The sequence below is a fragment of the Paenibacillus alvei DSM 29 genome (assembly GCF_000293805.1).
Lineage (GTDB): Bacteria > Bacillota > Bacilli > Paenibacillales > Paenibacillaceae > Paenibacillus_B > Paenibacillus_B alvei.
The window spans coordinates 345,617-359,678 of sequence record NZ_AMBZ01000004.1; the positions used below are offsets into that span (position 1 = coordinate 345,617).

Below are 14,062 nucleotides of genomic sequence, written 5' to 3' on the forward strand. Positions count from 1 at the left end.
CGGACAAGCTAACCGTACAAATACCATTCATCAATCCATAGATAATCCCCATAATGCTCACGAATAAAATGTACTGACTCGTTAATGAACTCCCAAGCTTGCTGATAACATGGATATTCATTCAACTCCAAATGAGGAGTAATCGCTCCTCCAACCGGTATCACGCTTAAATAAGATATGATCCGCTCTTCTAGCAACTTTCCTAATCGGGTCGTAGATAAAAAGGTCGATAACCACTTGTCATGCGGATAGCTTTTGCCGTCCAGAATATAGGACAATTGACAGAGCTCCTTAACAATCTGGGAGCAGTGCAGGTTAGTGGCGATTGCATCGCCGCGCTTCAGAGGATGCCGCATCCAATCGAGCGTAAGCTGCAAGCTGATGTATAGACGCTTGATAACCTCAATCGGATGAGCTAAGAAGTGCTCCGATTGCTGAGCAATAGTATGCTTGAAGCGTGATTCAGGGTCATGAATCGGGATTGCCAGTTGGAACTCCCAGACTTGCGGATAATTATTTTCTTCGAAATAGCCGTTTAACATGCCAAATGTCTCAAAGTGATAATGACCCTCCCAGTCTCCGATTGGCAGGAATACCCCGTCTTCCCTTGTGCTCAACTGTGCTGATCGATATCCGTTTATAATCGCCTTACGAACGTTATCATCACAGAAGAATACAAAATCAATATCCGAATACTGATCGCAATTGCCGCGAGAGACACTGCCCTTTACAACGAGTGATAGCTGATTCCAATACTGGGAGAGGATCGGATGCTTAGACAGTTCGCCTGCACGTCTGTACGCTTGCTGCAACAGTTCCTTGCTTTTGTCATTCATAAATGTGCCTCCTCTCTATTTTTATAATAGGCTGATAAATATTTCATCGATTGTAGCGTGAAAGAGAGAACTGGACAAGGACATTGTTAACGGGCAACTGAAATCTTTTTTAATGCGTGCTAGCCACAATAAGGCGGTGCTGCGGTATTGGTTTCCAATTACAACCTTTGACTTCATGAAAATAAGTGATAAATTAATATACCGTCTACTATGTGCGTAATTATGAACATGAACATCTATGGAAAAGAGGAAATGGATAGTGGAACTAGGTATAAGCACGTTTGTCGAGACAACGCCTGATGTCAACACAGGTATCACGATGAGTCATGCACAGCGGCTGCGCGAAGTGGTGGAGGAAATTGTACTCGCGGATCAGGTAGGGCTGGATGTGTATGGGATCGGTGAGCATCATCGTCCTGATTTCGCAGCATCTTCCCCCGCAGTTGTATTAGCAGCGGCTGCTGCAATGACGACCAAAATTCGGCTGACCAGCGCAGTAACGATTCTGTCATCTGCCGATCCTGTACGTGTCTTTCAAGATTTCGCAACATTAGATGGCCTCTCTAACGGGCGTGCGGAAATTATGGTCGGTCGAGGTTCCTTTCTGGAATCGTTCCCTTTGTTCGGCTGTAATTTGAACGATTATGAGGAGCTGTTCGATGAGAAGCTGGATCTGCTGCTGCACATTCAGAAGTCGGAGAAGGTGAACTGGAGCGGGAAGCACCGTGCCGCCATTCATGATCTGGGCATATTTCCGCGTCCTGTGCAGGATCCATTGCCGGTGTGGATTGGAAGTGCAGGAAGTCCGGAATCCGCGATCAGAGCAGGGAAAATGGGACTTCCATTCGTTCTGGCTATCATTGGGGGAGTGAAGCCGCTTGATTATGCATCTCAGGCTGAACTGTACAAGAACGCGGCAGCTCAAGCGGGCCATGATGTAAGCCGACTGACAATTGCATCGCATTCTCATGGGTTTGTTGCGAAGGATCAGAAGCAAGCGATCGAAACATTCTTCCCGTCTACGTTTGCGAGAACGAATGTGAGAGCGAAGGAAAAAGGAGCACCTCCGTACACGAGAGCGGATTATGACGCGGCCTGCAGCCCTGAAGGTGCCCTCTATGTTGGCGATCCGGAAACGGTAGCGCAAAAAATTATCGATCTCCGCAAGCACGTAGGTGTTACACGATTCATGCTGCATATGCCGCACGGCACCATGCCTCACGAAGAGGTTATGGAGGCGATACGGCTGTTCGGCACAGAAGTGGCGCCCCGGGTAAGAGAAGAAGTAGCTCACTGGGAAAAAAATAATTGTCATAATAGCTAAACGAAATGCGAACAGGACAGTCCGAAAAGTCAATGTTGAATCGTGGACCCCTGTATCGTATGACCATGCATAAAAGACGCTTCCATTTCCACGATTAAAGTGGTGTTGGAGGCGTCTTTCACTATATACGGGAATGACTGGACTGACTTACTGCGGAAACGCAGGCTTTCCTGAATATATCGATTCCTAAATGCCTGTTTACTTGAAATATCTCAATGCCTCTCAATCGTGTTCTTGACTATTGGCTTGCAACTGCACGATCAAAAAGGCTGCATGCCAAGCGTATTGAGCTTCTCGCCCGCAACATCCACGCACATTTTGCTCGTGATGTCCAAGTAATGGCCGATGCGGCGTTTGATGGCGCCATTCGATTCATCCAGATTGGCTTCGAGTCCATTGAGTACCATGATGCTGACGCCGAATCCGGCAGGTGCTAACCCATTCGCTTTGTCGTCCGCGGTCGGTTTCCATCTTCCGATCATGACATCATGCGCGGAAGGCTTCGGCGCTTGAGGCGTCATCCAGAATAAGATGGCGGTTGCAAAACCAAGCTTGCCGTCAGCCGCAATCCACTCTGGATTTCGAAGCAGCACATTTTTATCTCCATATATAATGGCACTCATTAACCCGTAATTGAAATTCCAGCTCAGCATGATCGGGCCCCGTCCGTAATAGCGCTTGCCTGGAACACCCGGATATTCCTTGCTGCTGGCAGGGTCTACGAAATTCGATTTATTCTGTCCCGTTCTGCCTGCAATGTTCTCATTCCAATAGAGACCCCAGCGCAGCATGCCTCCCGGTGCCGTATCCCAGCCTCCGCCCGTCTCATGAGACAGATTGGCGAGCAGCGCCGCAAGATCACGCTTGCGATCCTTCTCCAACCCTTCATTCAGGAAGGCGCCGTAATCAACGATTTGCGTGATGATGCGCTTGGTCTTGTTCTCTGGTGTATTGAAATCATCGGAGCGTACAAGGAGCGTTTCGGTTTTTCCCTCTTTCTCTAAACGATAAATTTCTTGAGCAGAATAGTTGCCTTCCCGATAAGAGACTTTATATTTTACATTGGCGACATGGCTGACGGCATTGATGAGATTTTGATAGGAGTAGTAGTCGGTCTGATTGGGATTATAGTCTTTCTTATCTTTGTTGAAGGCATGCCATTCCTTCGAACCAAGGCGCATTGGGAATAACGCTTCGTATTCCTTCTCGGGGAGTGTAGAACGAACAGCGTCAACTGCCTTGTCTGAAGTATAGTCGGGATCGATTCCATCCCATTGCAATTCAATTTGCTGTCTGGTCAGAATGCGGCTGTCGCCAACGGACAAGCTGGTGTCCTGCAAGTACACAATATCTGCTTTTCCTGAAATGGAAGTAACGTCAGCAGCCGAGGCAGAGGTCGTTGTGAAAACAAGTGGGGTGAGAAACAGCGTTGAGCTGAGTGTCAGCAGTAGCGTGCACCGAATCCATTTCTTTGAAAGCGCATACGAAACGTTGGACATCAATACATCCCCTTTATTTTCGAATAAGTGCAAATCGTATTGATGTATATTTATATCGCTTTCATTTTGGATATGACAAAATTGCTGTGGCGAGCTTGGGAAGACCAACACGCTCCCTGTGTAACCAACGCATAAAAGTGCGGCCGACAATTGTCCGCATCAGGTTGTCAAGATCAGTTCGCATGACGCGCTTGCCATGCATTTGCCATAATATCATTCCTTACATCATAATTTAAATAAATTGAAGATTGAATAATGTATAAAATAGGGGGTCATTATGAATAGGCTTCAATAAACAAACATATTATCTACTTTTGAATAGTATGTGCGGGAACTACTTCACCCAATAAAAGAAAAGCTCGGTCTGTCAGCGGTTCGGTATCCATAGCGATATTTGTGCTGTATACACAGCTCTTGACTTCCTTTACTACTCGGTTCTCAAATTGTAGCCTTTTTTCTTTCCAACGATATTATGTAGCAAAATGATCAGGGTGGGAGAAAGACTTATAGTAGTAATTCCGAGTAAACTGATGTATAATTACTGAAATTTAATTTTTCGTTGATTCGACAGTACATAGAACGATCAGGAAGGGTTGGACATCATGATCTTTTTATCGAATATTCATGTAACGTTTGACACGGGAACTCAATCCGTAGCTGCTGTTCAGGATGTCAGCCTGCACGTGGATGCTGGCGACGTCTACGGCATCGTTGGATACAGTGGGGCAGGGAAAAGCACTTTGGTTCGTGTCATTAACCTGCTGCAGCGGCCTGCTAGTGGGAGTGTAGAGGTGAACGGTCAGGACTTGCTGGCGTTAAGCCCCAAGGAGCTGCGAACAGCCAGGAAGAAGATCGGGATGATCTTCCAGCACTTTAACCTGATGAACTCCAGAACGATCTATGATAATGTGGATTATCCCTTGAAAAGCTCTAAGCTTTCTAAGCGGGAACGTTCACAGAAGGTCAAGGATTTGCTTGAATTAGTTGGCTTATCGGATAAAGTGGACGCATATCCCTCACAATTGTCAGGCGGGCAGAAGCAGCGGGTAGCGATTGCTAGGGCGCTGGCAAATGATCCGGAAATCCTATTATGCGATGAAGCGACGAGTGCTTTAGACCCTAAAACCACACTATCCATATTGGAATTATTGAAAAAATTGAACCAAACCTTAGGGTTAACGATCGTGCTCATTACGCATGAAATGCAGGTGGTCAAAGAAATTTGCAACAAGGTTGCCGTGATGGAAGACGGACAAATTATCGAACAGGGCGATATTGTCGCTATCTTCAGCCGTCCGAAAAATGCGTTAACTCGTGATTTTATCCATACGGCAACTCATATGGAACAAACACTAGAGAAGCTTATCCAGCATCCGTCATTAATGCAGCGGAAGGACAATGATATTTTGTGCAAGATATCCTACATTGGCGACAGTACGAGCGAGCCGATCATTTCGGCACTAACCGCTCGCTACAGGGTAACGACTAACATCTTATATGCGAATGTAGAAATTCTACAGCAGACGCCTATCGGCAATCTAATTGTGGTCATGTCAGGCTCCGTAAGCAATTTAGAAGAGGCGCTCCGATATTTGCAATCGATTCAAGTCACCGTTGAATTGCTCGATGACCATCTTCTGCAAACAGGGAAAGTAGGTGAAACGGTGTGAGTGAGTTTTTAATGAACAACTTTCCGAACATCTGGAATTTAAGAGAAGAGATTCTGATCAGCATCTATGAAACGATTTACATGGTGGTCGTGACCTCACTATTTTCGGTATTATTCGGACTCTTGCTGGGCGTGACCCTGATTGTGGTCGATAAGGGCGGGATTTTGGAGAACAGGCACGTTTACAGTATCTTGGACAAAATCATTAATCTGTTTCGCTCCATTCCGTTCATTATTCTTATCGCCGTTGTCGTTCCGCTTACTCGCCTCATTGCGGGGACATCGATCGGCATGCATGCAGCGATTGTGCCGTTAGTCATTGGGATCGTTCCTTTTTATGCGAGACAAATCCAAAATGCGCTGGTAGAGGTAGACCCGGGAATTGTGGAAGCAGCTCAGTCAATGGGATCAGGCCCAATTGAGATTGTGTTCCGTGTCTATTTGAAGGAAGGATTGAACGCTATTGTCCGTGCTTCCTCTGTGACGGTCATAAACCTGATTGGGCTGACGACGATGGCGGGTGCGATTGGCTCGGGCGGCTTGGGCAGTCTGGCAATTAGCAAAGGGTATAACCGGTTTCAAAATGATATCACCATTGTAGCCACCATTTTGATCTTAATTCTGGTATTTGTATGCCAATTCATCGGTGACTATTTCACGAAAAAGACGATGCATTAGAAGCAGATTAGCGAACTTGATTTATGCAGTATGCCCTCTCAGGCGCGTACTGGATTAAATACATACTACAGGCAAAGGACTGAAGAACAATGGCAAAAGTAGAAAGCTTTCAACTGGATCACACGATTGTAAAGGCTCCTTATGTAAGAGCGGCAGGACTTGAACATGATGAAAAAGGCAGCACCGTGCAAAAATACGATCTGCGCTTTTTGCAGCCAAATAAAGATGCAATTCCAACGGCAGCGCTTCACACGCTTGAGCATCTGCTTGCTACATATATGAGAGACGAGATTCAAGGAATCATTGATATTTCTCCGATGGGGTGCAGAACAGGTTATTATCTGATCCTGTGGAATGAGCATAGTCCGGAAGAGATTGCTTCCGCCTTGGAAAGCACGCTGAAGCGTGTATTAGAGACAACAGAGATTCCCGCTGTATCTGCACTGGAATGCGGCAACTACAAGGATCATTCGCTCTTCGCTGCACAAGAATATGCGAAGATTGTACTGGAAGCGGGAATCAGCAGAGATCCTTTTGAAAGAGTACTATAATCGCGATGATTACGCTCAATCTATCGCATCAGACAGCGATTGTAACTGGCGGGAGATCAGGCATAGGGCACGGTATTGTACAAATTTTGCTGCAAAGCGGAGCTACGGTCATCTCTGCTGATCTAGCGTACGAAGCTGATTATCGAGAGGTTGACGGTCAACTCATCGAGACGAAATTGGACTTGTCCAAATCCGAGGATATTGATCGCTGGTCCAGATTGGTTGTAGAGAATGCAGGGGTTCCCGATATCGTCGTGAACTGTGCGGGTACATCCACAATGGATTATGTGATTGACAGCAAGCTGGAGGACTGGGAGAAGGTTTTCTCCATTAACGCTACGGGGGTGTACCTGGTTTCCAAAATATTTGCCAAAGCAATGGTTGATACCGAGAAGCCGGGCAGAATCATTCAAATTGCTTCCCAAGCAGGAAAGAACGGTTACCGGGCTATGGGCGGGTATTGCGCATCCAAGCATGCTGTTCTTGGCTTGACGAAGGTGATGGCGATCGAGCTGGCGCGGCATAACATTCTTGTGAATGCAGTATGTCCGGGAATTGTGGAAACACCGATGAAGCATCGGGAGCGGATTGAAGGCGGAGTCATCCGTGGTATGACCGCAGAGGAAATCTATGCGGAGGATTGTTCGCAGGTTCCGCTCGGAAGAACCGCTGAAGTTCGGGATGTGGCCAATGTCGTGTTGTTCCTAGCAAGTCCGTTGTCTTCGTATATGACTGGTCAGGCGATTAATGTAACAGGCGGGATGACGATGCATTAAGCAAGAAAAGCTCTTATCTTTATTTTACATATAGGGGGGAGTAAATCGTATGAACAAAAAGAGAGTATGGGGCGGATTAGCGGTTGGATTGGCTTTGACACTGGTGTTGGCCGGCTGCGGAGGCAAATCATCAGGCGATGCTGATAAAATCGTGATCGGTTCCCAGGGATCGGACGCTCAGATTTGGAAGCATATTGCGCAGTCTCAGGCAGCCAAGGATGCTAAGCTCAATATCGAAGTCAAGGAGATCAATGGCGGCGTAGAGCTGAATAACGCGACCAAAGAAGGAGAAGTGGACGTCAACGCATTTCAATCTTGGGCGTACTTGGTCAGCTACAATAAAGACAGTAAAGCTAATCTTGCAGCAGTAGCGACAACGTATTTGGAGCCAATGGGGATCTATTCTGAGAAGGTTAAGGATATTAAGAACGTACCGGACGGAGCTGTTGTTGCCTTGGCGGATAACCCAGCCAACACGGCTAGAGGACTTAGCTTGTTGCAGGCAGCGGGACTCATCAAGTTGAAGGATGGGTTCAACCTGGGAACGGGTTCAGAAAGTGATGTTGTTGATAATCCAAAGCATCTGAAATTCAAGCTAATTGACGATACGACAGGCCCACGGGTCATTCAAGATGTGGATTTGGTATTGATCGGGAATACAGTTGCGATGGAAGGCGGGTTGAATGTATTAAAGGATTCGTTGTTCCATGAAGAGATTTCTGTGGATACCAAGCATAATATCAATGTTCTCGTGACCACCTCCGACAAGCAGAACGATCCTGGCATTTTGAAGTTAGGTGAACTGTATCACAACAAAGATACGCAAAATTATATAGAGAAAGAGTTCGGAGGCACAAAAGTGCCTGTAGAAAAACCGATCTCCTATCTGAAAGAATAGTGAGGCTGGCTTCATGCGGATTGCAATTATAACAGCAATGGAAGAAGAGATGGCTCCTTTTCGAAGCCAGTCCCAAATTACAGCAAGGACACAGGTAGGCAAGGTTATTTTGGAAGAGGCGATTTACCAAGGCCAATCCCTGATTCTAGTGGAAAGTGGAATTGGCAAGGTCAATGCAGCTATGGCGGCGACGCTTGTGATTGAACGGTATAAACCGGATGTCATCATTAATTCCGGATCGTCAGGTGCGTTTGCAGCAGGGTTGGACATTGGTGATGTCATTGTCGCTACCCAATATGTATATGGTGATGTCGATGCCACCTGCTTTGGCTATGAACCCGGTCAGGTTCCGCAAATGCCGGCCAAGTACGATTTGGATGCAGCGTGGTTGAATGTGGCGCGGCGAGCTGCGGCAGCAGCAGATCTCCCATACTCGCTTGATTTTGGTTTGGTACTGACTTTGGATTCATTTATGAGCGAGTCCGAACGGGTGAAGGGGGTTAAATCTACCTTTCCTCTCGTCAAGGTATCCGATATGGAAGGATTGGCAATTGTTCAGTCAGCAGCGCAATACGGAATTCCGGTATTATCCGTTAAGGCCGTATCGGACATTGCCGGACATGGCGATGTTACGGCGAACAGCTTCGATGATAATCTGGATGTCGCTGCTGACCATGCCGCGCATTTTACGAAGTTGCTGGTTGAGCAGATGCAGTCGAGATTGGCGAGTTGAACAAAATAGAGAAGATAGGTCAGATTCGCAAATCGTACCCTGCGAATAAATAGGCCAGTTCAAGAAATAGACCGTTACCTTTGCCGGGGGCGGTCTATTTGCGTTTATACTCAAAAAAGTGACTTATTCCGTTACGGACGACTTTATGAGCGGGTACTACTTAAAACCAACTAGAGTATTCTTTTTGAAAGGTTCGAGCCCGCCTATCATAAGAAGCAAGTCGTTGGACAGGATTCTACTTGAAAGCAAAGCTCCGTTTACTAAAGATATCAAATACACCTACCTACAATTTAGACTTTAAATTAAAAGTTAATAAATCAAATATATTCCATTCACTGGGATATATAAGACTTTTTTACTGCACGAAGTCTTTGTTACTGAATATTTCGACCTACACAACGCCTCGAAAAAAAGATTGATATTCGACCTATTATCCTATAGATTAGTAATGTTTGGGGAAATTTCAGTGAAAAAGTCGGAAATAAATACGATGATAATTTCCTATAAAACCCAATCGATTCATGTAAAACTATTTTTTGTAAATCAATGTAAAAAAGGAGTGTTGGAATGTCATTGAAAATTGAATGAATCAACATAGTAGTCTTCATTTTATTTATCATGATTAGGGGAAAGGATTGTAAATTTTGAAAAAAGTAATCCGTAAGTTGATGTTCTACATATGCGTATTAGCACTTATGATGCAACCAGATCTAGTACATGCATTTACTGTTGAACAGGATCGTACGCTGCAGGGATATTTTCAAATACCTGCCAACACCTATTGCAGTAAAGCAAGCTTTATAGATTTATCCCTAGAATTTACGAATACGCAGGATACTGAAGCAGTCGTAACTCTACTTTTATTTAAGAAAGATGGTAGCTTGTATACGGAAAAAGGAACGAGCATAGATGGGCTGGAATCTACGATTGAGCCAGGAATCCCTTTTTCTATTCAAAGAGGTTCCACTGAAACCTACCACATTTCTTACGGCGGACATCTGAATAATTGTTCAGATCGTGTATATTCAGGAAAGCTTGTGGTTACATCGGGTACAATTTCGGCTAATGGATGGGTGGACACAATCAACGGTCTTCATCCAATTCATTTCGGTGGGAGCCAGGCAGGCGGCCAGTTGAGCGGCAATCTCATTACGCCTTCTGATGTTATACCTCCTGCTAGCGTAAATAATCTGCTAATAGGTTCGACGTCGCCAACAGCAGTTAGCCTGAAGTGGACAGCGCCTGGCGATGATGAGATGAAAGGAAAAGCAGCCTTTTATGATATTCGTTACAGCACATCGCCGATCACGGAGGCGAACTGGAATGATGCGACTCAGGCAACCGGTGAGCCGGTCCCTAGCTTGGCTGGTGAGCTGGAGAAGTTTACTGTGCAAGGTCTGGATCCTAATATGATCTATTATTTTGCCCTGAAAACTTATGATAAGGCGAATAACGGTTCCGCTCTTTCTAATGTGGTTAAAGGCGTAACGATTGATAAGGGTCCTGTCCTTGAGCGATATACAAACTCGATTATTCCAATCATGACAAGTTCAAATCTGCCTTCAGGTAAAGCCGCAGCAACAAGTGTGAAAGATTACTATGCGGCATGGAAAGCGTTTGAACCAGGGACTCAAGCGGGGAAAAGTTGGTTGTCAGCCTTTGCGCCGACATTGGCAGAGCCGCAACGGGTATGGTACGAATTTAATACGCAAAAGCAAGTTGCGAAATTTGCAATTTATCCGACGGAAGCGTTGAATTCAAGTCCGAAAGACTTCGAGCTTCAAGGCTGGGACGGTACGCAATGGATAACGATTCAAAGGTTTACAAACGTGACAGGTTGGGTACATGGTTCCAAGAAAGAATTTACGCTGCAAGGCACGCTGGGCAGCTACTCTAAATACGGAATTAGTATTACGTCAACAAACGGCAATACAGCCTATACAGGCATCGGATTTATCGAAATGTTTGAACTCAAGAAAGCGATTGAGGCTGTGGCTGATTTGACACCTCAAGCACCTACAGAATCTTCGATGAAATTGAAGTGGACAACACCGAAAGACGACGGAACAGTCAAGACGCAGAAGTTCTATGACATTCGATATAGCACCATCCCGATTACCGAATCGAACTGGATGAAAGCTGCTCAAGTGATTGGAGAACCGTTCCTTGGTGCTCCTGGAACAGAAGAATCTATGGTTGTTAAAGGGCTGCATGCGAACAGATTGTATTACTTCGCAATGAAGACCTATGATGAGGCAGGCAACATCTCGGAACTCTCCAACGTTGTATATGGAAAGACATTGCCGCTGCCTACAGATCCGGGTGTTAAGCGCTATACGACCAACGTCATTCCGCTTATGACAGGACCGGATAAACCGTCTGGCAGAGCAGACGCAACTAGTGTCAAGGCTTATCATGCGGCATGGAAGGCCTTCGGAATATTTGGCGAACCGGGGAATAGCTGGCTTTCCAATTTTGCACCAACGGAACTGGAACCACAACGGATTTGGTATGATTTCGGAATGCCTAGACAAATTACGAAACTAGCCATTTATCCAACTGAAATTTTAGATGCCAACCCGAAAGACTTCGATCTGGAAGGCTGGGACGGCGTCCAGTGGGTAACCATTCAAAGCTATACGAATGTTGTCGGCTGGGTATTCGGTTCCAAGAAAGAATTCATTGTGACCAATGCACCGCAAAGTTATACCAAATATGCAATTCGTATTACGGCAACCAATGGAAACAATGATTTCACAGGTATCGGATTTATCGAAATGTACGAATACAAGAAGGCGATTGATGCGATCAATAATGTAACGCCTCATTCTCCAACAGAGACGACAATTGATTTAACATGGACGGCGCCTGGCGATGACGGAACGATCAAAACATCGAAGTACTATGACATTCGTTATAGCAAGGATCCGATTACAGAGGACAACTGGTCCGTTACGAACGCAGTTTATGGCGAACCGTTTCCTCGCGCGGCAGGCTTAGACGAATCTTATACTTTGACAGGTCTTGAACCAGATACGATGTACTATGTAGCAATGAGGACGCATGATGAGTCGGGCAATATTTCATCGCTATCCAATATCGCAATGGCTACAACATTGCCGATGGGATCCTCAGCGGATGGGAAGAAATATTCTGCAACGATCATCCCGACGCTAACAGGCAGTACGACACCAAGCGGCAGAGCTGGAGCAACAAGTGTTAAAGATTTCTATGCAGCATGGAAGGCTTTTGAGCCGAACGTGCAAATAGGAAACAGTTGGGTGTCTGGTTTCCTTCCAACGCAAGCGGAACCGCAACGCGTTTGGTATGAATTCGGGGAACCAAAGCAAGTCGCTAAGTTTGCGATTTATCCAACTGAAGTGCTCGATATGAATCCGAAGGACTTTGAGCTGCTAGGCTGGGATGGGTTCAAATGGATAACGATTCAAAGTTACACTGACCAGAAAGGCTGGGTACTTGGTTCGAAGAAGGAGTTCACGATTGCCAATCCGGGAAGCTATACCAAATATGCCCTAAGCATCACAACGAACAATGGGAATCCTTCGGCAACGGGCGTAGGGTACATTGAGATGTATGAGCTTATTAGCCCGTTAGGTAAGGTTACGAACTTGTCACCGATTTCTTCAACCGATTCATCGATAAAATTGAGTTGGACATCGCCAGTGGATGACAGACAAGTGAAGACACCAAAACAGTATAATCTTCGTTACAGTACATCTCCGATCGATGAGTTGAACTGGGCAACTGTGACACAATCTGTTTACCTGGCGCTTGCGAACGCTCCAGGACAGAGCGAGTTGTTCGATGTTACGGGATTGAATGAAAATACAACGTATTTCTTTGCGCTTAAGACAGTGGATGATTCAGGGAATACTTCAGCACTATCCAATGTGATCAGCTTTGCCACAACTAGCTCAAGTCAACAAGCGAAGATCGGCATCACGGATCTTTCGTTGACTAGCGGAGACATTGCTGGAGGTACCGTCGTTACGATTCGTGGGACTAACTTCATTAAAGGTCTGAAAGTGTACTTTGGTGGGGAAGAAGCTATGGTCAACAGCGTATCCAGTTCCCAAGTAAATGTTGTGGTGCCTAAAGCAATGAAGGGTGGAACTGTGGACGTAAAAATCGTGAATCCGGACGGCCAGCAAGTCGTAAAACCAATGGCGTATACGTATTCCGTACCATCGACTGCCCCGACAATTACAAGAGTATCCCCTACTAGCGATAATATTGCTGGAGGAACTTATATTTATATCGATGGTTCAAACTTTATGAAAGGGGCGAAGGCGTACTTTGGCAATACAGAAGGGGAAGCAACTTTTGAGTCATCTACAAGAATTTTAATAAAAGTACCGAAAGCAGCAGTAGCGGGGCCTGTAGATATCCGGATCGTGAATCCGGATGGTCAAGAAGGCATTGTAGTAGCTGGGTTCACCTATAACGAACCGCAGCAACAGTCTGCTCCGACAATTACAACAATATCCCGTACTAGCGATACGATTGCTGGCGGCAGTCTATTATATATCAATGGTTCAAACTTTATGAAAGGGGCGAAGGTGTACTTTGGCAATACAGAAGGGGAAGCAACTTTTGAGTCATCTACAAGAATTTTAATAAAAGTACCGAAAGCAACAGTAACGGGTCCTGTAGATATCCGGATCGTGAATCCGGATGGTCAAGAAGGCATTGTAGTAGCCGGGTTCACCTATAACTTACCGCAGCAACCGGGTGCTCCGACAATTACAACATTATCGCGTACTAGCGATACCATTGCTGGCGGAAGTCTATTATATATCGATGGTTCAAACTTTATGCCAGGGGCAAAGGCGTACTTTGGCAATACAGAAGGGGAAGCAACTTTCGTTTCTGACACAAGAGTTAGAGCAAAAGTACCGAAAGCAGCAGTAGCAGGTCCTGTAGATATCCGGATCGTGAATCCGGATGGTCAAGAAGGTATTTTGCTAGACGGATTTACGTACAAAACTAAATAAGTTCTAAAGAAGCTTCACGAGGAAATGGATCGGCGCCTTGCGTTCGAATCCATTTCCTTCCTATTTTACTCATGCTGCAAGGA

The 14,062-nt window shown here is 45.7% G+C and carries 10 protein-coding genes; 8 read left to right on the forward strand and 2 right to left on the reverse strand.

The window, feature by feature from the left end:
• Positions 1-8: 8 nt before the first annotated feature.
• Positions 9-836: a nucleotidyltransferase domain-containing protein gene (locus PAV_RS15345; RefSeq protein ID WP_005547748.1), complete on the reverse strand. Its 828-nt coding sequence runs from the start codon at positions 834-836 to the stop codon at positions 9-11.
• Between the two features lie 259 nt (positions 837-1,095).
• Here PAV_RS15345 and PAV_RS15350 point away from each other — a divergent pair, with 259 nt between their 5' ends.
• Complete coding sequence (locus tag PAV_RS15350) at positions 1,096-2,160, forward strand: LLM class flavin-dependent oxidoreductase (protein ID WP_005547750.1); 1,065 nt, start codon at positions 1,096-1,098, stop codon at positions 2,158-2,160.
• A 260-nt stretch (positions 2,161-2,420) separates the two neighbouring features.
• Here PAV_RS15350 and PAV_RS15355 read toward each other — a convergent pair whose 3' ends face one another.
• Positions 2,421-3,659 (reverse strand): chitinase, encoded by a 1,239-nt coding sequence (locus PAV_RS15355; RefSeq protein WP_005547752.1) that lies wholly within the window; start codon positions 3,657-3,659, stop codon positions 2,421-2,423.
• 602 nt (positions 3,660-4,261) lie between these two features.
• Here PAV_RS15355 and PAV_RS15360 point away from each other — a divergent pair.
• The 7 genes from PAV_RS15360 to PAV_RS15390 all read left to right on the forward strand — a co-directional run bounded on the left by PAV_RS15360 (position 4,262) and on the right by PAV_RS15390 (position 13,979).
• A complete protein-coding gene (locus tag PAV_RS15360; protein WP_005547754.1) occupies positions 4,262-5,329 on the forward strand; it encodes a methionine ABC transporter ATP-binding protein in 1,068 nt (355 codons plus the stop codon).
• Complete coding sequence (locus PAV_RS15365) at positions 5,326-6,006, forward strand: methionine ABC transporter permease (protein WP_005547756.1); 681 nt, start codon at positions 5,326-5,328, stop codon at positions 6,004-6,006. Before PAV_RS15360 ends, PAV_RS15365 begins: the two co-directional genes overlap by 4 nt.
• 89 nt (positions 6,007-6,095) lie before the next feature.
• Positions 6,096-6,557 carry an S-ribosylhomocysteine lyase gene (locus tag PAV_RS15370; RefSeq protein ID WP_005547758.1) on the forward strand — a complete coding sequence of 154 codons (462 nt, stop codon included), beginning with the start codon at positions 6,096-6,098 and terminating at the stop codon, positions 6,555-6,557.
• Positions 6,558-6,562: 5 nt separating this feature from the next.
• On the forward strand, positions 6,563-7,333 hold the full coding sequence (locus PAV_RS15375; protein WP_005547760.1) for an SDR family NAD(P)-dependent oxidoreductase: 771 nt from the start codon (positions 6,563-6,565) through the stop codon (positions 7,331-7,333).
• Between the two features lie 49 nt (positions 7,334-7,382).
• Positions 7,383-8,231, forward strand: a complete 849-nt coding sequence (locus tag PAV_RS15380; protein WP_005547762.1) for a MetQ/NlpA family ABC transporter substrate-binding protein — start codon at positions 7,383-7,385, stop codon at positions 8,229-8,231.
• A gap of 13 nt (positions 8,232-8,244) precedes the next feature.
• Positions 8,245-8,964, forward strand: a complete 720-nt coding sequence (locus tag PAV_RS15385; protein ID WP_005547764.1) for a 5'-methylthioadenosine/adenosylhomocysteine nucleosidase — start codon at positions 8,245-8,247, stop codon at positions 8,962-8,964.
• 644 nt (positions 8,965-9,608) lie between these two features.
• Positions 9,609-13,979, forward strand: a complete 4,371-nt coding sequence (locus tag PAV_RS15390; protein WP_005547766.1) for an IPT/TIG domain-containing protein — start codon at positions 9,609-9,611, stop codon at positions 13,977-13,979.
• Positions 13,980-14,062 lie beyond the last annotated feature (83 nt).